This is a genomic window from Brevibacterium sp. 91QC2O2, assembly GCF_024580695.1.
In the GTDB taxonomy this organism is placed as follows: Bacteria; Actinomycetota; Actinomycetes; order Actinomycetales; family Brevibacteriaceae; genus Brevibacterium; species Brevibacterium moorei.
Window position 1 is genome coordinate 54,936 of record NZ_JANIJY010000009.1, and the last position, 24,194, is coordinate 79,129.

Consider the following 24,194-nt stretch of genomic DNA (forward strand, 5'->3'; position numbering starts at 1 on the left):
GAGGTCCGGGGTGAAAGAATGAGCCAATGAGTTTCGAATTGGTCAACCCCCTGATCTCCGGCCCCTTCACGCGTGTGCTCATCGAGTTGCGCTGGGGCGATATGGACGCCTATGGGCACGTCAACAACGTCACCCAGCTGAAAATCCTGGAAGAGGCACGTGTGCGTGCCTTCGGTTCCCCCACCGCCGCGCGCGATGTCCAGCCGGTGGCCGGTCCCGCCGGTGCTGCTCGGCAGGTGTTCGGCACGGCCCTGCCACAGGTGTTCCGGGCCGCCAGCGACGGCGCCGACATCCTGGTCTCGAGCCATGCGATTGAATATCGCACGCCGGTGCCTTACCGTGAGGGCCCCATCGCCGTGGACCTGGTGCTGGCGAAGGTCTCGCCGGTGCTCATCACCGTGGGCTACGTTATCGGAGAACCCGACGGCTCGGCCCAGTACTCGGTGGCCGAGACCGACGTCGTCTTCGTCGACTCCATCACCCACCGGGCGCGCCGGCTCAGCGAGCACGAATACGCGGAGCTGAGCGGGGCAGTGGTCGGCCCGATCCGGATGAAGAGGCGCAAGTGACGTCCCTGCATCCGGCCGATTCGGGAGCGCTGGCCGACTGGCAGTTGTTCACCGCCCGCCTGCTGCGGGCCGATCCGGACGCCGCCGTGCGCTTGAGCGTGGGCGGCGATGTGCTGGTGCTCACTACAGCTCCCCTGTATCCGGCCGGCTTGGGCGACACGATGCCCCTGGTGCTGGCGATGCGGATGCTGCGATTGAGTGACTCCGGGCTGGACGGGCTGGACCGGGTGGTGCCGGCTCGCGCGCTCGGCGACAGGTTCGCCCGAGCGGAAACCACCGGCGACGCCCGTCTGCCCCTGCCTCCGACCGAGGTGCCCGTCGCCTGGACGGCTCGCACCCCGCCCCGGACCGGCTGGACCAACGTGGGCGAGGTCCCGGCCGCGAACCTGGTCGAGGTTGCCCGCGCCGGAATCGCCGAGGTCGCCCAGGGCAGCCCCTCCGGTTCCGGTGGGCATGCGGTGAGCAGGCTGCGCCGCCTGGTGTGGAGCCGGGAGGTCGAACTCGAGCCGGGCGCCCCGGCCGCTGCAATGGGGCCCGAGCGCCTGCCATCCGTACCCGCAGGAATGGCCTACGCCGGTGAGGTCCTGGGGTTCTTACCGCATGGACCCGTGCTCGAAGACTCCGGGGTCACGGTGTTCCGGGTCTCCGGCTGGTTGCGCCTGACGACTCGCGGCGGCCATCTGCTGACGCCCCTGCGCAGCCTCTAGGAGCGGTCGTTGGAACCCGGGGTCCGATCCCGGGCGCCGGGCTCTTCGAAGCTGTTGATCATGGCAGTCGCCGCACGGTTGAAGTAGTCCCACATCGCAGCGTCGTACATGGGTGCCAGTTCCAGTGTGTCGAGTGCTGCGCGCATATGGGCCAGCCAGTGTTCGCGCCCGCGGGGAGTGACGGTGAAGGGCATGTGGCGCATCCGCAGACGGGGGTGCCCGCGTTCCTGCGAATAGGTGGTGGGCCCACCGAAGTACTGTTCGAGGAAACCCTGCAGCCGGTGCTTGGCGCCGACGAGTTCCCGGCCGTCTGGATACATGGCGATCAGGTAGGGGTCATCGGCGACCCCGGCGTAGAAGGCGTCGACCAGCTTCGTGAAAGTGGGGTGCCCGCCGACCAGGGCGAACATGCTCTGGGGCGCTTCGGCAGCGTCCTGTGTTGTCATCGGAGTTCCGTCATTTGCGCGCATCGTCCTTCCCAGACACCGTCTCGACCTCGGTCGACTCTACCGCACCGGCGCCCAGTGGCCCCATGGAGCGCAGCACCGTCTGCATCTCGAAGGGCACGGCCAGGTCCCGTCGCGAAAGCTGGTGGCGGAAGTTCTTGCGGAACTCGCGTGAGACGGAGCCGTTCTGCCCCGGTCGCGTCTTGATTGTGACCCGGACCGTCACCGCCTCGCCGGTCATCTGCTGGACGCCCAGGACCTCTGGGTCCTCCAACAACGACTTCTTCAGCTCCGGCTGTGCCTGCAGATGGGTGATCGTATCGGCGATCACAGCGTTGATCGCGTCATCGTCCGCCTCATAGGGGAAGGGCAGATCGAGCACAGCCACGGACCATCCCTGGGAGGAATTCCCCACCTTGAGGATCTCGCCGTTGCGGATATGCCACAGGGTGCCGTCCATGGCCCGGATCTTCGTGATCCGCAGACCGACCTCTTCGACGCTGCCCTGGACTTCGCCCAGGTCCACTGAGTCGCCGATGCCGAACTGGTCCTCGATGACGATGAAGAAGCCGGACAGATAGTCCTTGACCAGGGTCTGGGCCCCGAAGCCCAGGGCGATGCCCACGATCCCGGCCGATGCCAGCACCGGCGCCAGATTGAAGCCCAATTCGGTCAACACCATCATGCCCGTGATGACGGCCACGACAATGGCGGTCAGGGACTGCAACAGTGAACCGACTGTGCGCGCCCGCTGGGCCCGCCTGGCCCTGGTCATCGGGTCCTGTCCGAACATCTCAACGGAACGCGATGACTTGCCCATGCGCAGCCGGCCGTTCGCGCCGGCTGCGATCGACCGAGTGAAGCGGCGGATGATGAGCCGCAGGATCAGCGCGATCAGCAGGGCGACGAGGATGATCACGGCGATCTTCAACGGTGTGCCCAGCCAGAATGCGTAGTCGAAGTCACGCGCCTTCTGCACCGTCTCGTCGACCGTGCGCTCGAAACCGGTTGACGTGGGCGTCGGGGTGGGTGAGGTCGTCCCGTCCGCAGGCCCGGGGGAGACCGAGGAAGGGGACGGGGTGGACTGAGCGAAGACGGACTGAGCGTTCATATGCACTCCAGGCTAGTGGAGGCCGCTGAACGGTTCCCAGGACCCCGCTGAGTTCCTCCCGAAAATCCGATACCGAAACGTTATAAAGTCAGATGGTCGCATAGGCGGCCGCAGACACGGTCGGCCGGAAGCGCCGCCGGCCCCGACCCCTCTGGAGGGTCGGGGCCGGCGGACGGTCGGCAGGCCGCTGTCGCGCATGCCGGGCGGATGAGCCGCCTATTCGGCTGTGCGCACCCGCAGGGTCCGCTCCGCGGAGTCCAGGTTCTCCCTCATCAGGCGGACCAGGCCCTTGTGGGCCTCGGCGTGCCCGTCCAGCCAGCTGCGGGTCGCCTCGACGGTGGCAGCCGAAGCCGGCGGGTACAGGCCCAGGGTCAGGGTCTGGGCGATCTCCAGGGTGCGGTCGGCCCAGACCGATTCGATCCGCTCGAAGTAGGCAGAGCGGAAGTCGCCCAGTCCCTCACCCGCTGCGATGAGCGAGCCATCCGGATTCTCGATCCCGTGGCCGAATCCGCGGGTGATGGCGTCGACCATCGTATTGGGCACCGAGGTGTCGGTGAGGAGTCGCACGAAGGTAGCAGTCTTGACCGCGGAATCGGCGCGCGCGGCCTTGGCCGTGCCCGCCGCGTAATGTCCGTCTGCGGTGTTGTCGGCGGCCAACCAGCCATCGATGGCAGCATCGTCGAGGCGGCCGGCGGCTGCCAGCGCGATGATGATCTCCCAGCGCAGATCGGTATCCACGCTCAGCCCCGGTCCCGGCTCGGTGGTGCCGGCCAGAATCGCCTCGAGGGTGTCGAGCTGTTCGGCGCTCGCGGCGTGCTTGACGAAGGCCTGGAACAGCTGGAACTGCTGATCGGAGTTCGCCGGCGCCTGCTGGACCATCGTCCACAGGGCTGCTGCGGCCTCGGTCCGGCCGGCCGGCCTGTCGGCGGGGGCGGTGTAGGCGCCCAGGGCCGTGGCCAGATTGCGCATCTGCACATTGAGCGCGGTCGAATGGACGACCGATGGCAGGTGCTTCTCCAGGGCGTGCACATAGGCTGCCGGGGCCAGTTCGCCGTCGCGCACCATGTCCCACAGGGTCGTCAACGCCACAGTCTGCGTGAGCACATCGGAGAAGCCGTCCAGATGCTCCAGCACGACCTGCAACGACTCCGGATCGAATCGGACCTTGGCGTAGGTAAGATCCTGATCGTTGACGACGATGACCGCGGGGCGCTGCGCGGGCACGGGCAGTTCGACCGATGCGCCGTCCAGATCGAGCTCGTGCAACGCCGTGCGTTCGAGCTGCCCGCCGACCAGATCGTAGTAGCCCACGGCCAGGCGGTGCGGGCGCAGCGAGGGCACGGGCCGGCCGGCGAGCGCAAAGGGCTCCTGCAGCAGGGCGATGCGCTCCACCGTGCCGTCGGAACCGGATTCGACGATCGGCCGGATCAGGTTCACCCCCGATTCCTGCAGCCATAGCTTCGTCCAGGCGTCGACGTCGCGGCCGGAGGCCACCGCCAGTTCGGCCAGCAGATCGGCCAGGGTCGCGTTGGACCACGAGTGCTTGTCGAAGTACGCCTTGATGCCGGTGAAGAACTGCTCGCGGCCGACCCAGGCGACCAGCTGTTTGAGCACGGATGCGCCCTTGGCATAGGTGATGCCGTCGAAGTTGACCTCGACATCGGCCAGATCCTCGATCGGGGCGACGATCGGGTGGGTGCTGGGCAGCTGGTCCTGGCGGTAGGCCCAGGCCTTCTCCAGGGAGGCGAAGGTGGTCCAGCCCTCGGTGAACTCGGTGGCTTCGGCGGTCGCCAGGGTGGACATGAATTCGGCGAAGGACTCATTGAGCCACAGGTCGTTCCACCACTTCATGGTGACCAGATCGCCGAACCACATATGGGCGAGTTCGTGCAGGATCGTCACCACGCGACGCTCCACCGTGGCGCCGGTGGGCCGGGAACGGAATACGTACTTCTCCACGAAGGTCACCGCGCCGGCGTTCTCCATTGCGCCTGCGTTGAACTCCGGGACGAACAGCTGGTCGTACTTCTCGAAGGGATACGGAGTGTCGAACAGGTCCTCGTAGAAGGCGAAGCCGGCGCGGGTGACGTCGAAGATGTTGTCGGCATCGATGTAGTCGAACAGCGAGGCACGGGTATAGACACCCAGCGGCACGGCCTCGCCGTCGGCCGACTGCAGCGAGGAGTGCACCGACTTGTAGGGCCCGGCGACGATCGCGGTGATGTAGCTGGCGATCCGCGGGGTGGGGGCGAAGCGCCAGACCGCCATGGCCTCGGCGGAGTCCTCGGGCATGTCCCGGGGCGCGCTTGCCAGACCGCCGAGCACATCGTCCACGGAGTCGGTGGGTGCGGGGGTGGGGGAGTTGGAGACCACGGCCCACCGGGCCGGCGCGACGATCGTGAAGGCGAAGGTGGCCTTGAGGTCGGGCTGTTCGAACACGGAGAAGACGCGGCGCGAATCGGGGACCTCGAACTGGGAGTACAGGTAGGTTTCGCCGTCGGCCGGATCGACGAAGCGGTGCAGGCCCTCGCCGGTGTTCATGTAGAAGAACTCGGCGTCGACGACCAGCTCGTTGCGCTCCTGAAGTTCCGGCAGGCGGATGCGTCCGGGGCCCACGTACTTGGCCGGGTCCAGGATTTCGCCGTTGAGCCGCAGCTCGTGAACCGAGGAGGTGATCGCATCGATGAACGTCTGCGTGCCCGCTTCTGCGGTGAAGGCCACCACCGTGCGGCTGCGGAAGGTCGGTCCCTTTCCGTTGAGCACCAGGGTGACGTCATAGGAGTCGACTCGCAGGGCCGCCGCGCGTGCGGCGGCCTCCAGCCGGGTCAGATTGTGCTGGGCCATTGGTCCTTCTTCCCTCTTGCAATGTCCGTGTGACTTGCAAGTATTCTTTCATGTGAGGCCCGGGCAGCCACCGGGCACCGTCGATTCCTCGGAGGATGATATGGCCACGCAAACCCTAGATTTCTGGTTCGATCCGAGCTGCCCCTGGGCCTGGATGGCATCGCGCTGGGCGCTGGAGGTCCAGCGGGTCCGCGACGTCGAGGTCGAATTCCATGTGATGAGCCTGGCAGTGCTCAACGAGGGCCGGGAGGAGCTGCCGGAGGACTACAAAGCCGCCATGCAGCGGGCCTGGGGCCCCGTGCGGGTGATCATCGCTGCGGCCGCCGGTCACGGCAAGCAGGTCATCGAACCGCTGTACACGGCCATGGGCACTCGCATTCACCCGGGCGGCAACAAGGACTATCCGCAGGTCATCGCCGAGTCCCTGGCCGAGGTCGGGCTGCCGGCGGAACTGGCACAGGCCGCTGATTCGACTGAGTGGGACGATGCGCTGCGGGCCTCCCATCAGGAGGGGATCTCCAAGGTCGGCGAGGACGTGGGCACTCCGGTCGTGGCCGTGGGCGATGTCGCCTTCTTCGGTCCCGTCGTCACCCCCGCTCCCAAGGGCGAGGCCGCGGGTAAACTGTTCGACGGCCTCGTCCTCGTGGCCGGCACCCCCGGGTTCTTCGAACTGAAGCGCACCCGGACATCCGGCCCGATCTTCGACTGAACACCCTACGACTAGGAGTCTGACAGTGCGCGTGCACCTGGGAACCGATCATGCCGGTTTCGAATTCAAGGAAATCCTCAAGCAGCATCTGAGTGAAGCCGGCTTCGAGGTCGTGGACCACGGAGCGCTGGAATACGATGCGCTCGACGACTACCCGTCCTTCTGCATCGCAGCGGCCGAGGCGACGGTCGCCGACCGCGCGGAGGGCCTCGACTCGCTCGGCGTGGTCGTCGGTGGTTCGGGCAATGGCGAGCAGATCTCGGCGAACAAGGTCAAGGGCGCCCGCTGCGCCCTGGCCTGGAACATCGACACAGCCCAGCTGGCCAGGCAGCACAACGATGCATGGATCGTGTCCATCGGCGCCCGGCAGCATCCGCAGGACGAGGCTCTGGCGATCGTCGACGCCTTCCTGGCCGAACCATTCTCCGGTGATGAACGTCACGCCCGCCGAATCGCGAAGATCGGCGCGTACGAAGAGAAGTGATGCGCTGAGCCGGGGTGACTGCCCCCGGCACACGAACAGGGCCCCGGAGTTCAACTCCGGGGCCCTGTTCATTCGGTCGGGACGACAGGATTTGAACCTGCGACATCCTGCTCCCAAAGCAGGCGCGCTACCAAGCTGCGCCACGTCCCGTGACCGTGATCGAGTATATGTCATCACCGGTGGGGCGCCTAATCCCCGGTTGGTGCGGTGCCGAATCCGGCTTATGGACCTACGCTGCGGGGGCCGTTTTGCGCATGGCCGGATCGTCCAGTAGAGTTGAGCTCGTCCTTCGGGGATGTAGCTCAATGGTAGAGCCTCAGTCTTCCAAACTGATTACGCGGGTTCGATTCCCGTCATCCCCTCCAGATTCGTCGAGGCCCCGTCATCAGCACCATGATGGCGGGGCCTTTGTCGTCGAATGCACCAGTGTTCCCTACCCGATGTGCAAAAGTCCGGCCGCGACAAGTAGAATCATTGACCGTGCCCTGTCGTGGTGTGTCCGCGGAGTCCTCGCGGGCGTGACGGCAGGTGAATATCCGAGCCAAACGGCTCACCCATGTCCGAAACGAAGAGGTAAACAGTGAAAAGCTCCGTCGAGCGGGTCGATGAGACCCGCGTCAAGCTCAGCATTGAAGCTCCCTACGCCGAACTCAAGCCGAGCATCGACGAGGCCTACAAGGAGATCGGCAAGCAGGTCAACGTTCCCGGTTTCCGCCGCGGCAAGGTGCCTGCGCGCATCATCGACCAGCGTGTGGGCCGTCCGGTCGTCCTGCAGGAGGCCGTGAACAACAGCCTCGACGACTTCTACCGCAAGGCCATCGACGAGCAGTCGCTCGAACCGCTGGGCACCCCCGAGGTCGACGTGACCGAGGTCCCCGGCCTCGACGGCACCGAATCCGGCGATCTGAAGTTCACGATCGACGTCGACGTCCGCCCTGAATTCGAACTGCCGGCCTATGACTCCATCGAGGTCACGGTCGACACCTTCGAGGTCACCGATGAGGACGTCGATGCCCAGCTGGACGAACTGCGTTCGCGTTTCGGCACTCTGAAGTCCGTCGAGCGTCCGGCCGCCAAGGACGATTTCGTCACCATCGACCTGGTCGCCTCGGTCAACGGCGAAGAGATCGACAACGCCTCAGACATCTCCTACCAGGTCGGCGCCGGTACCATGCTCGACGGCCAGGACGAGGCCCTGGAGGGCCTGTCCGCGGGTGAGGAGACCACCTTCGAGACCACGATCGCCGGTGGCGAGCACGCCGGCGAGACCGGCTCCGTGAAGCTGAAGCTGACCGCGGTCAAGGAACGCGAACTGCCGGAGGCCGACGACGACTTCGCCCAGCTGGCCAGCGAATTCGACACGATCGCCGAACTGCGCGAGGACCTGAAGAAGCAGGCCGCGCAGCAGAAGGAACTGGACCAGGGGGTCGAAGCCCGCGACAAGGTCCTCGAGGCCCTGCTCGAGCAGCTGAACCTGCCCGTCCCGGCCCGCGTGGTCGAGGACGAGGTCAAGCGCCACCTCGAGGGCGAGGGCCGTGAGGACGACGAGGAGCACCGTACCGAGGTCACCGCCGACACCGAGAAGGCACTGCGCACGCAGTTCATCCTCGACAAGGTCGTGGCCGCGGAGAACGTCGAGGTCGGCCAGGGCGAGCTGATCGAATACATCATCTCCGCCTCGCAGCAGTACGGCATGAACCCCAACGACTTCGCACAGGCCATCGATTCGCAGGGCCAGATCCCCGCGATCATGGGTGAGGTCGCCCGCCGCAAGGGCCTGGCCGCTGTGTTGGCCGGTGCCGTGGTCAAGGACGGCGAGGGCAATGTCGTCGACATGACCGCCTTCACGACTCCCGGCGGCCTGGCCGCCCAGGAAGCCGCAGAGGCCGAAGACGACGCCGCCGAGGACGAAGCAGCGGAAGACGCTGAGTCCAAGGACGCCTGAGTTCTGCGACGCCGGACCATTGGTCCGGTGAGCAGGGGCGGGGCCCTCCGATTACCGGAGGAGCCCCGCCCCTGGCGTATCCGGCCCCGCCCGGTTCTCAAGCTGCCAGCGAACACCGGCGGTTGTGGGACTAAAACGGGGGATGGTCCGGTTAGAGTTCCAAGAAAGCAACGATCAACCCACAGGAGACAAGCGTGGCAGGAAAAGACCTCGACTCCCGCCCCGTGGCCGCCGGCAACGGCGGTGGCATGGGCCTGGACGATCACATCTTCAACCGGTTGCTGAAGGAACGCATCATCTGGCTGGGAGAGGACGTGCGTGACGACAATGCGAACGTCATCTGCGCTCAGCTGATGCTGCTGGCGGCCGAGGATCCGGACAAGGACATCTGGCTCTACATCAATTCCCCCGGCGGTTCCGTGACCGCCGGCATGGCGATCTACGACACGATGCAGTACATCAAGCCCGATGTCGGCACCGTGGCGATGGGTATGGCCGCTTCGATGGGACAGTTCCTGCTGTCCTCGGGGGCCAAGGGCAAGCGCTTCGCCCTGCCCCACACCCGGGTGCTCATGCACCAGCCCCTGGGCGGGATCGGCGGCACGGCCACGGACATCAAGATCCAGGCCGAACTGATCCTGAAGATGAAGCAGGAGATGGCGGAGCTGACAGCACAGCAGACTGGCAAGTCGCTGGAGCAGATCCTCAAGGACAACGACCGCGACCACTGGTTCACCGCGGCCGAGGCCCTGGAGTACGGCTTCATCGACAAGGTCGTCACGAGCGCCGACGAGCTGGGCTCCCAGGCCTGATCAGGAAGGACACCATGACCATCATCAATCCGCTGTCCACGGCGGGCAACCTGACGCCGATGGCTGCCGGTCCCGCGATGCCCAGTGCCCGTTACGTCATGCCGCAGTTCGAGGAGCGCACTCCTTACGGCTTCAAGCGCACGGACCCCTACACCAAGCTGTTCGAGGACCGCGTCATCTTCCTGGGTGTCCAGGTCGACGACACCTCCGCCGATGACATCATGGCGCAGCTGCTGGTCCTGGAATCGCAGGACCCGGACCGCGACATCACCCTGTACATCAACTCGCCCGGTGGTTCCTTCACCGCGCTGACGGCGATCTACGACACGATGCAGTATGTCAAGCCGCAGATCCAGACGGTGTGCCTGGGCCAGGCGGCCAGTGCAGCGGCCGTGCTGCTGGCAGCCGGGGCGCCGGGCAAGCGCCTGGCACTGCCGAACGCCCGCGTGCTCATCCACCAGCCCGCGATGCAGGGCCAGGGCCAGGGCCAGGCCTCCGACCTGGAGATCCAGGCCGCCGAGGTCCTGCGCATGCGCACCTGGTTGGAGGAGACCCTGTCGAGTCACTCCAATAAGACGCCCGAGCAGGTCTCGAACGACATCGAACGCGATCTGTTCCTGACCGCCGCTCAGGCCAAGGACTACGGCCTGGTCGACGAGGTGCTGGCCTCGCGCAAGGCGCAGTGATCCTCTACGCGCGCGGCCGGGGCATTGCGTGAGATCGTAGTGCCCTTGCGGCGGGCGCGGTAGTTAGGCCGTGAGATGACGGGCGGGTTAGAGTGGTTACGCGAGTAATCGGGCTGACCCGCCCGTCGTGTTTCGAATACGATGAGTGGGCGTGTCAGACGCCCCGGCTATGATGAGCACGACATGCAGATCCGGAACCTCATCAAGAAAGGTAGACACTGTGGCACGCAGTTCTGAGAGCGCAGACCTCCTCAAATGCAACTTCTGTGGGAAGTCGCAGAAGCAGGTCCGCAAACTCATCGCCGGCCCAGGCGTATACATCTGTGATGAGTGCATCGGGCTGTGCAACGAGATCATCGAAGAGGAACTCAACCAGGTCGCAAGCGAAGAGGTAGCGGATTTCACCCTGCCCAAACCCGCGGAGATCTACGACTTCCTCGACGAATACGTCATCGGCCAGGACGCCGCCAAGCGGGCCCTGTCCGTAGCGGTCTACAACCACTACAAGCGGATTCGGGCGCATAAGGACCGGGTGGACGACAGTGAGGTGGAGATCGCCAAGTCGAATATCCTCATGGTCGGTCCTACGGGTTCTGGCAAGACCTATCTGGCCCAGACACTTGCCAAACGCCTCAACGTCCCCTTTGCGGTGGCGGATGCGACTGCATTGACGGAGGCGGGCTATGTCGGTGAAGACGTGGAGAATATCCTCCTCAAGCTCATCCAGGCCGCGGACTTCGACGTGGAGCGCGCGCAGACAGGCATCATCTACATCGACGAGATCGACAAGATCGCCCGCAAATCGGAGAACCCCTCGATTACCAGGGACGTGTCGGGCGAGGGCGTCCAACAGGCCCTGCTGAAGATCCTGGAGGGCACGCAGGCCTCGGTCCCGCCGCAGGGCGGCCGTAAACACCCGCATCAGGAGTTCATCCAGATCGATACGACGAACGTCCTGTTCATCGTGGCCGGCGCCTTCGCCGGTTTGGAGGAGATCATCGCCTCCCGTAAGGGCAAGCACGGGATCGGCTTCGGAGCGCTCATCGCTTCCAAGCAGGATACCGACGACGTCTATTCGGAAGTTCTGCCAGAAGACCTCCACAAGTTCGGTCTGATCCCCGAATTCATCGGCCGTCTCCCAGTGCTGGCCACGGTCAGTGATCTGGATCGGGAAGCGCTGATCGAAATCCTCACCCAACCCCGCAATGCTCTGACCAAGCAGTATCAGAAGATGTTCGACATCGATGGGGTGAACCTGGAATTCGCCGACGACGCCCTGGAGGCGATCGCGGACCAGGCGCTGCTGCGCGGGACGGGCGCCCGTGGCCTGCGGTCCATCATGGAAGAGGTGCTCCAGCCGGTCATGTTCGAGATCCCCAGTCGGGACGACGTCGAGCGGGTGGTGATCACCAGGGAGGTTGTGGAGAACAACGTGGCACCCACCCTGGTGCCCAAGACCTCTGCCAGGGGCATCACTCAGCGGCGGCGCAAGAGCGCCTGAACACCCAGGCAGGAGGGCTCCGGAGTCCGGGGCCCGAGCCTCGGCCACCGCGCCCTCGCTTTCAAGTGAAAGGGCCGGGCCCGTACAGTCACCGACTGTACGGGCCCGGCCCTTTTCGGACGTTGAAGCCTAGTCCGCAGTGGTGAACTCAACCTCGTCGAGCACCGGCTCGGCGGCCTCGGCGGACACCAGGGTCCAGGCGTCCACCCGGCCCGCAGCCTGGATGTCACCGGCAGCGGACTCGACCAACGGCAGGTCAGCAGCCGCCAGGGTCAGGCGCGCGGAGGCGATGCGGGTCTTCTGCGAGGCCTTGGCCTCAGTCTTCTTCCCGCGGATCGACCCGAGCACCTGGCCGGCCAGTGCGATGACGCGCGGATCGCCCTGGATGCCGGACAGCTCGTCAGCCTGCGGCCATGCGGCACGGTGGACCGAACCGGACTGCCACCACGACCACACCTCTTCGGTGACGAACGGCATGAACGGGGCGAACAGGCGCAGCAGCGTGTGCAGTGCCGTGGCCAGGGTGACGTGCGCTGACAGCTGGCCGGCCTCGCCCTGGGCTCCATAGGAACGGTCCTTGACCAGTTCGACGTAGTCGTCGGCGAAGTCCCAGAAGAACGACTCGCTCACACGCAGGGCATGGGCGTAGTCGTAGTCGGCGAAGTGCTTGCCCGCGGACTCGACGGTCGCGGCCAGCTTGGCCAGCAGCGCCCGGTCGATCTCGTGCGTGACGGAGTCGAACTGGCCGACCAGTCCGCCATGCACGCCCTGGGCCAGCGCGAACTTGGAGGCGTTGAGCAGCTTCATCGCCAGACGGCGGCCGATCTGCATCTGCGAGACGTCGTAGGCCGTGTCGGCGCCCAGACGGGCCGAGGCAGCCCAGTAGCGCACCGCGTCGGGGCCGAAGCCCGGCTTGTGCTCGGCCAGGATGTCACTGGGCACGACCACATTGCCCTTGGACTTCGACATCTTCTTCCGGTCCGGATCCAGGATCCATCCCGACAGCGCCGTGTCGGTCCACGGCAGGGAGCCGTTGAGCGAATTCGCACGGACGACGGTGGAGAACAACCAGGTGCGGATGATGTCGTGGCCCTGCGGGCGCAGATCCATCGGGAAGACCTTGTTGAACAAGTCCTCATCCCGGCTCCAGCCGCCGACGATCTGCGGGGTCAGCGAGGACGTCGCCCAGGTGTCGAGCACATCGGGGTCGCCCGTGAAGCCACCGGGCTGATCCCGCTGGGACTCATCGAATCCGGCGGGCGCCTGCGCGGCGGGGTCGACCGGCAGCTGCGCATCGTCCGGGACGATCGGATTGTCGTAATCCGGTTCGCCTGAGGCGTCCAGGCGGTACCACAGGGGGATCGGCACGCCGAAGTAGCGCTGGCGGGAGACCAGCCAGTCCCCGTTGAGGCCCTCCACCCAGTTCTCGTAGCGCGACTGCATGAACGCGGGGTGCCAGGTCAGCTCACGGCCGCGGGCCAGCAGCTGTTCGCGGATCTCGGCGGAGCGCCCGCCATTGCGCAGGTACCACTGGCGGCTGGTGACGACCTCCAGCGGCTTATCGCCCTTCTCGTAGAAGGGCACGGGGTGCTTGATGGGCTCCGGCTCTGCCAGCAGATCGCCGGATTCGCGCAGCAGATCCACGATCGCGGCCTTGGCCGAGAAGCTCGTCTTGCCGGCCAGCTGCTGGTACTGCTCGTTAGCGTCGGCCTTGGGGGAGTCCGTGATCCACTCCGGGGTGTCGCGGGCCAGCCGGCCGTCGCGGGTGATGACCGCACGCGTCGGCAGATCCAGTTCGCGCCACCAGGTGACGTCGGTCAGGTCGCCGAAGGTACAGACCATCGCGATGCCGGTGCCCTTGTCCATCTTCGCCAGCTGATGTGCGCGCACGTCGATCGCGACGCCGAACAGCGGGGAGACGACCCGACGTCCGAACAGCGGCTGATAGCGCTCATCGTCCGGGTGGGCGACCAGGGCGACCACTGCCGGGATGAGCTCGGGCCGGGTCGTCATGATGACGACCGGTTCGGCCGAGGTGTCGGCCAGGCCGTTGGCGCCCTCGGGGTAGAAGGCGATCCGGTGGTAGGCGCCGTCGCGCTCACGGTCTTCGAGTTCGGCCTGCGCGACGGCTGTGCCGAAGGTGACGTCCCACATCGTGGGGGCGTCCTGCGAGTAGGCGTGGCCGGCTGCCAGGTCGGTCAAGAAGGCGCGCTGGGACACGGCACGCGAGGTGTCGTCGATCGTCCGGTAGGTGTACTTCCAGTCCACCGACAGGCCGACGGAGCGGAACAGGTCCTCGAAGACCTTTTCATCGTCAGTGGCCAGGCGCTCGCACAGTTCGATGAAGTTCTGGCGGGAGACCGGGACGAAATCGCGGGCGTTCCTGGGCGCCTTGGCCGGCGGCTGGAAGTCCGGGTCGTAGGGCAGCGAGGGCACGCACTTGACGCCGAAGTAGTTCTGCACGCGGCGTTCGGTGGGCAGGCCGTTGTCGTCCCAGCCCAGGGGGTAGAAGACGTTCTTTCCGTTCATGCGCTGGTAGCGCGCGATCACATCGGTCTGGGTGTAGGAGAACACGTGGCCGACGTGCAGGGAGCCCGAAGCCGTGGGCGGGGGAGTGTCGATCGCGTAGACCGCCTCCCGCGTGGTTTCGCGGTCGAAGGCGTAGACCTGGTCCTCACCCCATTTCCGGTCCCATTTGTCCTTGAGGCCCTCGAGGGCCGGTTTGTCCGGAAGATGCACCGAGTCATGTGTGCTGGGGGTGTAGTCCATGGGCCGATTTTCTCACCAAAAAGCGACTCCGGCCAATCCTACCGGCGTGCACCCGGTCGGAGACGGTAGGGGAACCAGTAGGGTGGGACGAGAATCACAGACCCGGCGGTGCGAATGCGAGCGCCACCGGCCGGACCGAAACACTACGGAGAGGGGACTCACAGATGACGGAGCAGATCCACGGACAGCAGACCACGGGCCAGGACGCCGGCGCCGAGCGCGGTGCCGAGACCCTGCGCGCGGTGGTCACCGGCGCCAGCTCGGGGATGGGCGCGGCAACGGTGCGCCGGCTGTGCGCACTGGGCTGGGACGTATTCGCCGTGGCCCGGCGCGCCGACCGCCTGGCGGAACTGGCCGCTGAGACCGGCTGCCATCCGATCACCGCCGATGTCACCAGTGACGAGGACATGGCCCGGATGGCAGCGGAGGTCACGGCAGCCGGACCGGTGAATTCCCTGGTGGCCAATGCCGGCGCGGCCTTCGGCCAGGACGACATCATCGATGCGAACCTGGACGACTGGCAGCGGATGCTCGACCTGAACGTGATGGGCACCGTCCGCACCGTCAAGGCGCTGCTGCCTGCCCTGATCGAATCCGGCCGCGGGGACATCGTCGTCATGTCCTCGACCGCCGGCCTGATCGTCTACGAAGGCGGCGGTGGATACACCGCCGCCAAGCACGGCACCACTGCGATCGCCGAAACCCTGCGCTTGGAGCTGGCGGGCAAACCCGTGCGCGTCATCGAGATCGACCCGGGGATGGTTGCGACTGAGGAGTTCTCCGCCAAGCGCCTGGGCTCGCAGGAGGCCGCGGACAAGGTGTATGCGGGGGTGGAGAAGCCGTTGACCTCCGATGACTGCGCCGATGCGATCGTCTACACGCTGACCCGGCCGCACCACTTCAACGTCGACCGCATGGTGATCCGTCCGATCGCCCAGGCCGCCCAGCACAAGGTCGCCCGCAACCAGGGGTTGTAAGCGACGAGGGATGGGTAGGACTTGGGCCTTCAACCCTCCACGTCCGCCTGGAGGACGACAACCGCGACCCGCACGCGGTTGTCGACTCCAAGCTTTTCGAAAATATGGGTGACGTGAGTCTTCGTGGTGGCCAGAGAGATGAACAGCCGTTTCTGAATTTCGGCATTCGACAGACCCTCGGCGATGAGCCTGGCGATTTCCAACTCGCGCTCGCTCAGAGTTGCGAGTTTCTTCTCCGAGATTGAATGGACCGTCGACTGTGTTGTTTGCTGCTGCGCGGGCTGGTCGGGTGGCGTAGTTCGGACCAGCCGCCGGAGCACGCCCGCATCTAACGGCGCATTTCCCTCATCGGCCGATGTGACGGCGGCGATGAGGCGGGCTGGCGGCGATGCCTTGAGAAGAAAGCCTGTCGCGCCGGCCGCGATTGCCTCGATGACGTAGTTCTCAGTGTCGAACGCGGTGAGGACCAGGACCGCGGGGCCATCCGGGCTATCTGTGTGGGTGGCGCCGCTGCGGATCTGCCGGGCGGCGGTGATCCCGTCCATAACCGGCATGCGGATGTCCATGAGGATGACATCGGGGCGCAGTATCTGGGCGAGTTCGACTGCCTCGGCACCATTGGTGGCCTGGCCGACGACGTCGATGAGTGGACTGCTGCTCAGCACCAGCGTGATTCCGGTGCGGATCAGCTCTTCGTCGTCGACGACCAATACGCGCGTGCTCAAAGCGTCACCTCCAGGGGAAGCCTGGCTTTCAAGGCGAAATATGGGTGGCCGGGTGTGGGCCCGGTAGTTATGAGCCGGCCTCCTAGTAGCATGGCTCGTTCGTGTAGTCCGACCAGTCCGTAACCACGCCGTGTGCCTTCGGCGGCTCCGGCCGCGGCTTCACCTGCGGCGGGTGCACGGTTAGAAATTTTCAGTGTGATCGCGCGGCGTGTCCTGCCCACAGCGATGGATACCTCCTGGCCGGGCGCATGCTTGCGCGCGTTGGTCAGCGATTCCTGGACGATGCGGCAGGCCGTCTGTGCGACTACCACCGGCAGGCTGGCCAACAGGCGGTCGAAGTCCTCGTCGCTGAGGTTGCAGGCAACGCGTTGGCCGCTGACTCTGGCCTGGCTCAGGTATTCGGACACGAGTGTCAATGCTGCCGGGCCGGGCATGCCCGAGTCCTCACGCAGGACCGTCAGCACAGTGTGTAAGTCGTCCACGGCCTGACGCGCGGTCGAGCCGATCAGAGCTGACTCCTGCCGGATGAGGCTCGGGGCGGCTTGGGGACTGACCTCCAGAACGCCTGCATGAACGCTGATGAGGCTCAGACGATGGGCGATGGAATCGTGCAGCTCACGCGCGATTCGCGCACGCTCGACCCGTCGGGCCTTTTCAGCCAGCCGTGCGGCTTGTTCCCGGTTGAGAGAGGCAAGGCGCTGCACACTTTGGCGCGTATTGCGCCGCCGGGCCGATAGTAATCCGGCCGCGCACAATACGATCGCGAATCCCATGTTGACTGCGGCAAGTGACACGGGGGAAGCGCCATTGGCCGTTCCGGTCAGGACCGGCCACGCGACACCCCCGGCGGCCAGCACCACAGTACCCACCGTGGCCGTGGGCGTGCGCCCGCGGGAGTATGCGGTGAGCAGTGCGACGACCGCGCCGGGGAATGCCCAGGTGGACGCGATCGCCAACACGCTGATGAGGATGATGAAGACGGCACCCAGGCGATGGCGAATGTGGTCCAGGCAATACAGTGCAACGGGGAGCGCGATGAGGGCGAGCAGACCGGACCAGAAGTCCACAGCAGTCAGGGCTCCGATTCGCCGCTCGGCCGCCGGACTCAACCCTGCGGGGTCGCCGTCGGTAGCCAGATACACGTTCGTGATGAACAGGCAGAACCCGATGAGGAAACACGCCACCGTCGTCACGCTGATTCTGAGCCACCGTGAGTGCATGCCTTCGATCATAAGCAGTCGTCAGGGGACGGACCTCGGCCATAAGTATGACCCGTGACGTGAGATGTGCCATGGACGAATGGGCCGGGCGGCCGATGTTGTTATGGCGCAGACGGTGTGGAGTGGTAGACATGAACGCTCGAACACAGACTGCCTATCATCGAATAGCACACGACCAACCCAACTACCGCTGGTGGCGCCCACTCGTGGCCCTGGCAACCGCGGTCGGCTTGTACTTCGGCATGGGAGTTGCCCTGCTGGTCGTCATTCTTCTCGGAATGGTCGGTTGGGAGCTGCTGTGCCAGACTTCGCTGGCCGGTTCGCTTACGGAGTTCGCCAGTGCCGTCGGTATCGATTTCGGCGCAGACTCGGACCTTGAAGACATGGGCAACCCGCTGACGCTGTTGCTCTTGTGTCTCTCGCTTTTCATGTTCTTGCCGTGTTGCCTCGTGGCCACCCGGATTGCCTGGCGGCGTCCAGCGGGACAACTGTCATCGGTGGCCGGCCGGCTGCGGTGGCGGCGGGTCTGGGTATCCTTATGCATCGCTGCGGCCGTCATTGTGCCGGTGCTTCTGGCTTATGCCTTGCTGGCCGGCCGGGGTCCACAGATCATGTTTGACGCGCACGCTGTCGTGTTGTTGGTTGTGATCATCGTGCTGGTTCCCCTCCAGGCCGCGGCGGAGGAATATCTGTTTCGCGGTTTCTTAGCCCAGATCATCGGTTCCTGGCTGCGCCACCCGGCTTGGGCGATTCTGTTGCCGGTGCCCATTTTCGTGCTGGGCCATACCTATGATTGGACCGGCCTGGTCGACGTGGCCGTATTCGCCGTTGTGACCGGGGTACTGGCCTATCGGACCGGAGGGATTGAAGCGGGAATCGCCTTACATGTTGTGAACAACGTAACGATATTCGCCCTGGGTGCGGTAGGCCTTGCTGACATGAATGCGGAGTCGGAGTCACTCGTGGGCCTTGGCGTCTCGCTCATCGTGACCATCGGCGTTGGTCTGCTGCTGTTGCGAGTGGGTGGCCGTGCGGAGAAATACTCAGTTGCGGCGGGTCGATAGCCGGCCCGTGCGCTCCATCCAGATGTCGAAGGGCACCGTGAGGAACGGCAGCACGGACATGACCAGTCCCAGCGGCAATGCCCACCAGGTCCAGCGGAAGCGCACTGCCGCGGCCAGACACGCCAGGACGAAGAGGATCCAGGCGATTCCGTGAATCCACCCGAACACCGTCACTCCCATCGGGCTGCCGGCCAGCGGATACTTCACGATGAGGGCGGTGATCATGCCCACCCAGGTGCAGGCTTCGATGATGGCGGCCGAACGGAACAGCAGTCGGAAGGCCGAACCGGCAGGTGCGATGGCGGTGGTGGGGGACGGGGTACTGGCGGACATGCGTCAATCCTCGGTAGGTCGTTCGATGGGTCTGCCGGGTCGACCCGGCAGTGCCGAGAAGGCAGGCATACCTACCCTATAGGACCGCCGCGCCGAGCCATCACAGACTTTCGACTCAGCGCGGCGGAATCGATCATTTGCGGCGGTTCGGCGAGAGGGCATCGGCCAGCCGGTGGAAGTCCGGGCTGGGATTGCCGAAGCGGTGCAGGGTCATGGAGATCGCCTGCTCACTCAGGTAGTACCTCAACTCCACCCGGCCGGATACCGTCGCGTCATCGGTGATCAGTGCGACCTCGGGACGGCCGGTAACGGCCTCGTACAGGCCGGGCTCGACCCTACCCAGCACGCGCACCCGGGCACCGACCGTGTCGTCATAGGTGCCGGCCACGAGCGCCTTGGCGAACTCCTCGGCGCCCTGGAAACGAGCGGAGCCAAGCATGGCAGCGGCGGCCCGAGCGGCCTCGCCGGCCAGGCCTTCACCCTTGAGCAACTCGGCCGCCGCGGCGACCACCTCCTTGGCGGCCGGATCGGCAACGACGCCCACGGGTGCCCCTGCGACGCCGCCGGCATGCACCGACCGGGCCACAGCCGCGGCGCTCGCGTCCGCGCCCACCCGCAGCGTGACGGCACGCGGCACATAGCGGAACAGGTTGGCCTCCGACCTCAGACCCGCCGGGTCGTGGCCAACGCCGAACTCGGTTACCCACGCGTCGCAATCGGACGCTGCAGCCGCGGCCAGCCAGGAAGCGGCCTGGCCGGCCGAATCCTGCGCGCCGGACTCCCCATCGGCCCAGGACCCGAACAACATGAGGTAGTTCGGCCCGCCGGCCTTCGAACCCAGACCCACCGAAGACTTCTTCCAGCCGCCGAAGGGCTGGCGGCGCACGATCGCGCCGGTGATCCCGCGGTTGACGTACAGGTTGCCGGCCTGCACCCGGTCCAGCCAGGTGCCCACCTCGGAGGTGTCCAGCGAGTGGATACCGGCGGTCAGCCCGTAGTCCACTGCGTTCTGCAATTCGATCGCCTCATCCAGGCTGCGCGCATCCATGAGCCCCAGCACCGGGCCGAAGCACTCGGTGAGGTGGAAGAAGGACCCGGGCTTGACCCCGTCCTTGACACCGGGGGACCACAACCGGCCCGTGTCGTCGAGCTGTTTGGGCTCCACCAGCCAGGATTCGCCGGGCTCCAGCGCGGTCAGCGCGCGGCGCAACTTGTCCGACGGATCCTCCGTCAGCGGTCCCACAACGCTTCGCAGGTCCGCAGGGTAATCCACGACGAGTGACGACACTGCGTCCACCAGCTGCCGACGGAAGCGCTCGGACTTGTAGACCGGGCCCACCATGATGGCCAGTGAGGCCGCGGAACACTTCTGTCCGGCGTGCCCGAAAGCGGATGTCACCAGGTCCGCCACAGCCAGGTCGCGGTCGGCCGATGGAGTGACGATGAGCGCGTTCTTGCCGCTGGTCTCCGCATTGATGGCCAGTTCCGGGTTGAAGGAGCGGAACAGGGCTGCGGTGTCGCTGGCACCGGTCAGGATCACACGGTCCACGCCAGGGTGGGCCACCAGTGCCTGGCCGATCTCACCTTCGACCGGGGCCACCAGCTGCAGCACGTCGGTCGGCACGCCGGCCTGGTGCAGGCACTCGATGATGAGCGCCGAACACCGCGGTGTGGGCATGGACGGCTTGTGCACGGCCGCGGCACCCACTGCCAACGCCGCCACCGTTGACCCGGTCGGGATGGCCACAGGGAAGTTCCACGGGGGAGTCACCAGCACCAGCCGGTCGGGGGCGAAGGTCACGCCGTCGCGGGCCTGCAACTCCTCCAACTCCACCGCGCGGTGTGCGTAGTAGCGGATGAAGTCGATGGCCTCGGATACCTCCGGGTCGGCCTGCGCGGGGGTCTTCCCGGCCTCGGCGGCCATGACGGCCAAGAACTCGCCACGGCGCGCGCCGAACACCTCGGCGGCACGCAGCAACACTTCGCCGCGCCCACGGGCACCCAGAGCGGACCAATCGGCGGCGGCGGCGCGGCCCCGCCCGACGAGTTCGTCCACATCGGCCGAGGAGGCCAACGGCGTGGCGGTTGCACCCGCAGGAGCGAAGTCCTGAGCCGCCGAGGACGCGATCGCCTCAGCGGTCCACCTCTGGTTGGCGGGTAGGGACGGGTCCGTGTCCGGCTCGTTGACGAAGTCGGCCAGGCGCGATTCGACCTCCTGGGCCGACAGCTCGCGCGGCCCAGCAGCGGCCTCGGCAGAGCGATCCTGCCGGCGATTGGCCGGCGGCGCAGTCTCTCCATGCGCATCGAGCAGAGTGGCCAGATCGTCCACCGCGGAGCGGAACCGCGTACACTCGCGGTCGAACATCTCGTTGCCGTTGGCCAGTTCGAAGATCCCCGACATGAAGTTCTCGCTAGCCGAATTCTCTTCCAGTCTGCGCACCAGATAGGAGATCGCCACATCGAACTCCGCCGGCTTGACCGCCGGTACGTACAGCAGTAGCTGCCCAACGTCCTGGGAGACCACATCGGACTGTTCCCGCGCCATTCCCTGGAGCATCTCGAACTCCACCCGATCGGCCACCCCGCGAGCCAGGGACAGCTCATGGGCGAAGGCGATATCGAACAGATTGTGTCCTGCCACCCCGATCCGCAGGCCCGCCATCCGTTCACGGGTGAACAGCCAGTACAGCACCCGCTTGTAGTTCGCATCGGTTGCCTGCTTGGACGGATTCGTCGTCAAAGGCCAATCGTGTGTTTCAGCGGCGACCCGCTCCATTGCCAGGTTCGCCCCCTTGACCAGGCGGACCTTGATGCCGGCGCCGCCTGCGGCCACGCGTTTGGAGGCAAAGTCGCTGAGACGCTGCATCGCGCCCAGAGCGTCCGGTAGATAGGCCTGCAGCACGATGCCTGCTTCCAGCTGCTTGAGCTCCGGTTCGTCAAGCAGGCGGGTGAACACCGCGATGGTCAGTTCCAGGTCACGGTATTCCTCCATGTCCAGGTTGATGAACTTCTTGCCGGCGGGTGCGGCCGCTGCCTCGCGGTACAGGGGACGCAGGCGGTCCAGCACGTATTCGATGGTGTCGTCATAGGCCCACATGTTCAGCTGCGAGGCGATCGAGGAGACCTTGATCGAGACATAGTCGACATCCTCGCGCGCCACCAGCCGGTGTGTTTCGGCCAAATGATGATCGGCCTCGTCCTCGCCCAGGACGGCCTCGCCCAAGAGGTTGATATTGAGCCGGTGGCCCTGTTCGTGGATCTTCGCCAGCGTACAGCCCAACTGGCGCTCGCGGGCGTCGACGACCATGTGCCCGACCATTGAGCGCAGTCGGTTCCGGGCGATCGGCACGACCACATCGGGGGCGATCTCGGCCAGTGCGGCACCGGCCCTGATCTGCGCGCGGTCCAGCGCGGGCAGGGACGCCGGGGCCAGTGCGGCGACCTCTTTGAGTGCTCTGCCCGCCGCCCTGGTGTCCTCGGTGCGGATGACCCGGTCGACGAAGCCGACTGTGAAGTCGAGCCCGGTGGGGTCTTGGAGCACGGCGGCCAGGCGGGCGGCTGCAGGATCGGGCTGCGCCTGTGCAGAAGACATGCGCAGCCAACGGCGGACGCGGGCGATCGCAGCAGCGGACAGGTCCGCCAACGCCGTGGTCGGATTCGCGGGGGTGGTTTCAGTGGTATGGGTCATGTCCTCCAGTCTGGAATTGTCTGTTCCATCACGCCAGATATGCGGGCCCGAGACCGGGCATAATGAGTCGGAAGCAACGTTTTCGGGGGAGGAGGCCACGGGTGCGATTGGACATGATGCAGCGCGCGGCGCTGGTCGAGGCGGTGACCGGTGGCGCGGACGTGGCCGAGGTCGCCGCCGCCTTCGGCGTGTCGCCCTCGACCGTGCGGAGATGGGTGGCGCGCAGCCGGGACGGCGGGCCCCTGGCCGACGCGCCACGGGCGGGTCGTTCGGCCGAACGCGCGGAGATCCGGGCCCTGGTCATGGCCGAACTGGTGCGGGCGGGCTCCGGGCTGCTGGGGCCCGGGTATTCGACCAGGGCTCTGGCTCACCGCATCGGCGCCTCCCAATCCGCAGTCAGCCGGGCCATGCGGGACCTGGATCCCTGCCGAGTGCCCGTCTCCGCTGTGCCCGGCCGGGCCGTCCTCGCGCCGACCATTGCTCCTGCTGCTTCGTCGGTCCTGCAAGGGGCCGGTAAGAACAACGGCGGCTCCGGGGCCACGGCACTGGTCGGGGTCAGTGTGCGCGGACCACGCGTGGCGCTGGCCTTCGAGCCCCTGGCCGAGGCCCCGGATTCCGTTGCGCACCTGGCCCGAATGCGAAGCGGGCTGGGCGCCGTATTGCTGCACCGGGGCGCGCCGTGGGTGGAGGTCGTGGCCTGGGCCGGGGAACTGGGACGATGCGGGCATATTCCGGCCGCCCTGTTCAACGCCGTGGCCCGCGGCAGCAGGTCGACGCGCGGCGTCTTCGTCTGGCGGGCCGACTCGGTGGAACCGGCCTCGGCGGCACCCACCACTTCCGGAGTCGCTATTTCAGACTCAGAAGGTGTGTCCGGACAGCCCCGGACCCAGGTCCTGGTGCGAGCCCTGGAACGCGAGATCCGCGACGCCGGGCTGGAGGCCGGGGACCTGATCGGCAGGTCCCGGCTCCGGTCGCTGACGGGGCTGGGCCGGGCGGAGCTGGCCGCGGCGATCACTGAACTGGGCGCCGAATCCATCGTGCGGGAGACCGCGGCCGGAGTCCGCCTGCCCGCCGTCACCTCGGCGGAGGTGCTTGACCTTTATGCGGCCCGCCGCGAACTGGGTGCAGTCCTGCTGCGTGCCCTGGCCGCCGGTCTGCACACCGGGTCGCGGTCGGTCGCCGAGCAGGGGCGGAGCCTGGCGGTGCTGGAAGCGGAGCTGGGTCGGGTGAGGCATCTGGCGCTGTCCCGGCCGGACCATGTGGCCGGTGCAGATCTGGCCTTCCAATCCGCCTGTGCCCGGGCCGCGGGTTTGGGCCACACTGGAGCGGCCTTCGCGGCCATCAGCCTGCGGCTGCACGTGTTCATCGCGATCCTGAAGATGAACTATGCGGCGGCGGCCGCACGAATCGCATACGACGACACCCGGATACTGACCGCGCTGCGCGCCGGCGACCCGGCCGCGGCCGTCGCCGCCTGGCGGGCGAAGATCGACAATGCGGTCAGGCACATGTCGGGCACGGCTCAGGCCAGACGTTTCGACGCCGGCCGCTGGGAGGAACTGCTGGGTGATTGAGACGGGTACTTGAACGAGTGGAGTAGAGTA

19 protein-coding genes and 2 tRNA genes are annotated in these 24,194 nt (G+C 66.3%); 12 read left to right on the forward strand and 9 right to left on the reverse strand.

Annotated elements, in window-relative coordinates:
- Positions 1-26 precede the first annotated feature (26 nt).
- Together NQ036_RS08730 and NQ036_RS08735 are read left to right on the forward strand one after the other, a co-directional pair.
- Entirely contained in the window at positions 27-569 is a 543-nt protein-coding gene (locus NQ036_RS08730; RefSeq protein ID WP_257047272.1) for a thioesterase family protein, read from the forward strand.
- Positions 566-1,276 carry a hypothetical protein gene (locus NQ036_RS08735; RefSeq protein WP_257047273.1) on the forward strand — a complete coding sequence of 237 codons (711 nt, stop codon included), beginning with the start codon at positions 566-568 and terminating at the stop codon, positions 1,274-1,276. Before NQ036_RS08730 ends, NQ036_RS08735 begins: the two co-directional genes overlap by 4 nt.
- On the opposite strand, the gene NQ036_RS08740 is transcribed toward NQ036_RS08735, so the two are convergent.
- From NQ036_RS08740 to pepN, 3 genes are all read right to left on the reverse strand, one after another.
- Entirely contained in the window at positions 1,273-1,722 is a 450-nt protein-coding gene (locus NQ036_RS08740; RefSeq protein ID WP_257047275.1) for a globin, read from the reverse strand. The genes NQ036_RS08735 and NQ036_RS08740 overlap by 4 nt on opposite strands.
- Before the next feature lie 10 nt (positions 1,723-1,732).
- On the reverse strand, positions 1,733-2,833 hold the full coding sequence (locus NQ036_RS08745) for a mechanosensitive ion channel family protein (protein WP_257058376.1): 1,101 nt from the start codon (positions 2,831-2,833) through the stop codon (positions 1,733-1,735).
- Positions 2,834-3,049: 216 nt separating this feature from the next.
- Positions 3,050-5,677 carry an aminopeptidase N gene (pepN, locus tag NQ036_RS08750; protein WP_257058378.1) on the reverse strand — a complete coding sequence of 876 codons (2,628 nt, stop codon included), beginning with the start codon at positions 5,675-5,677 and terminating at the stop codon, positions 3,050-3,052.
- Between the two features lie 100 nt (positions 5,678-5,777).
- Here pepN and NQ036_RS08755 point away from each other — a divergent pair, with 100 nt between their 5' ends.
- Together NQ036_RS08755 and NQ036_RS08760 are read left to right on the forward strand one after the other, a co-directional pair.
- On the forward strand, positions 5,778-6,386 hold the full coding sequence (locus NQ036_RS08755) for a DsbA family protein (RefSeq protein WP_257047278.1): 609 nt from the start codon (positions 5,778-5,780) through the stop codon (positions 6,384-6,386).
- A gap of 25 nt (positions 6,387-6,411) precedes the next feature.
- Entirely contained in the window at positions 6,412-6,870 is a 459-nt protein-coding gene (locus NQ036_RS08760; protein WP_257047279.1) for a ribose-5-phosphate isomerase, read from the forward strand.
- A 76-nt stretch (positions 6,871-6,946) separates the two neighbouring features.
- Here NQ036_RS08760 and NQ036_RS08765 read toward each other — a convergent pair.
- Positions 6,947-7,020 (reverse strand) — tRNA-Pro (locus tag NQ036_RS08765).
- A 141-nt stretch (positions 7,021-7,161) separates the two neighbouring features.
- Here NQ036_RS08765 and NQ036_RS08770 point away from each other — a divergent pair.
- From NQ036_RS08770 to clpX, 5 genes are all read left to right on the forward strand, one after another.
- Positions 7,162-7,235: transfer RNA gene (locus tag NQ036_RS08770), tRNA-Gly, on the forward strand.
- A 215-nt stretch (positions 7,236-7,450) separates the two neighbouring features.
- Entirely contained in the window at positions 7,451-8,815 is a 1,365-nt protein-coding gene (gene tig, locus NQ036_RS08775) for a trigger factor (protein WP_257058381.1), read from the forward strand.
- A 248-nt stretch (positions 8,816-9,063) separates the two neighbouring features.
- Complete coding sequence (locus NQ036_RS08780; protein WP_257058416.1) at positions 9,064-9,627, forward strand: ATP-dependent Clp protease proteolytic subunit; 564 nt, start codon at positions 9,064-9,066, stop codon at positions 9,625-9,627.
- Between the two features lie 59 nt (positions 9,628-9,686).
- Positions 9,687-10,313: an ATP-dependent Clp protease proteolytic subunit gene (locus tag NQ036_RS08785; RefSeq protein ID WP_257047334.1), complete on the forward strand. Its 627-nt coding sequence runs from the start codon at positions 9,687-9,689 to the stop codon at positions 10,311-10,313.
- A gap of 220 nt (positions 10,314-10,533) precedes the next feature.
- Positions 10,534-11,814, forward strand: coding sequence for an ATP-dependent Clp protease ATP-binding subunit ClpX (gene clpX, locus NQ036_RS08790; protein ID WP_257047281.1), 1,281 nt, complete (start codon positions 10,534-10,536; stop codon positions 11,812-11,814).
- A gap of 129 nt (positions 11,815-11,943) precedes the next feature.
- On the opposite strand, the gene valS is transcribed toward clpX, so the two are convergent.
- Entirely contained in the window at positions 11,944-14,583 is a 2,640-nt protein-coding gene (gene valS / locus NQ036_RS08795) for a valine--tRNA ligase (protein ID WP_257058384.1), read from the reverse strand.
- 164 nt (positions 14,584-14,747) lie between these two features.
- Here valS and NQ036_RS08800 point away from each other — a divergent pair, with 164 nt between their 5' ends.
- Complete coding sequence (locus tag NQ036_RS08800) at positions 14,748-15,560, forward strand: SDR family oxidoreductase (protein WP_257047283.1); 813 nt, start codon at positions 14,748-14,750, stop codon at positions 15,558-15,560.
- A 29-nt stretch (positions 15,561-15,589) separates the two neighbouring features.
- Here the strand turns inward: NQ036_RS08800 and NQ036_RS08805 are convergent, their stop codons facing one another.
- Together NQ036_RS08805 and NQ036_RS08810 are read right to left on the reverse strand one after the other, a co-directional pair.
- On the reverse strand, positions 15,590-16,285 hold the full coding sequence (locus NQ036_RS08805; RefSeq protein ID WP_257058386.1) for a response regulator transcription factor: 696 nt from the start codon (positions 16,283-16,285) through the stop codon (positions 15,590-15,592).
- Complete coding sequence (locus NQ036_RS08810; protein WP_257058387.1) at positions 16,282-17,517, reverse strand: sensor histidine kinase; 1,236 nt, start codon at positions 17,515-17,517, stop codon at positions 16,282-16,284. The genes NQ036_RS08805 and NQ036_RS08810 overlap by 4 nt, the downstream gene beginning before the upstream one ends.
- Positions 17,518-17,711: 194 nt before the next feature.
- Here NQ036_RS08810 and NQ036_RS08815 point away from each other — a divergent pair, with 194 nt between their 5' ends.
- Entirely contained in the window at positions 17,712-18,569 is an 858-nt protein-coding gene (locus NQ036_RS08815; RefSeq protein WP_257058389.1) for a type II CAAX endopeptidase family protein, read from the forward strand.
- Here NQ036_RS08815 and NQ036_RS08820 read toward each other — a convergent pair.
- Both NQ036_RS08820 and NQ036_RS08825 read right to left on the reverse strand, forming a co-directional pair.
- Positions 18,549-18,902 carry a DUF3817 domain-containing protein gene (locus tag NQ036_RS08820; protein ID WP_257047287.1) on the reverse strand — a complete coding sequence of 118 codons (354 nt, stop codon included), beginning with the start codon at positions 18,900-18,902 and terminating at the stop codon, positions 18,549-18,551. The genes NQ036_RS08815 and NQ036_RS08820 overlap by 21 nt on opposite strands.
- A gap of 133 nt (positions 18,903-19,035) precedes the next feature.
- Positions 19,036-22,590, reverse strand: a complete 3,555-nt coding sequence (locus tag NQ036_RS08825; protein WP_257058391.1) for a bifunctional proline dehydrogenase/L-glutamate gamma-semialdehyde dehydrogenase — start codon at positions 22,588-22,590, stop codon at positions 19,036-19,038.
- Positions 22,591-22,691: 101 nt separating this feature from the next.
- Between NQ036_RS08825 and NQ036_RS08830 the strand changes: the two genes are divergently transcribed.
- Positions 22,692-24,164 carry a helix-turn-helix domain-containing protein gene (locus NQ036_RS08830; protein ID WP_257058394.1) on the forward strand — a complete coding sequence of 491 codons (1,473 nt, stop codon included), beginning with the start codon at positions 22,692-22,694 and terminating at the stop codon, positions 24,162-24,164.
- Positions 24,165-24,194: the final 30 nt, after the last annotated feature.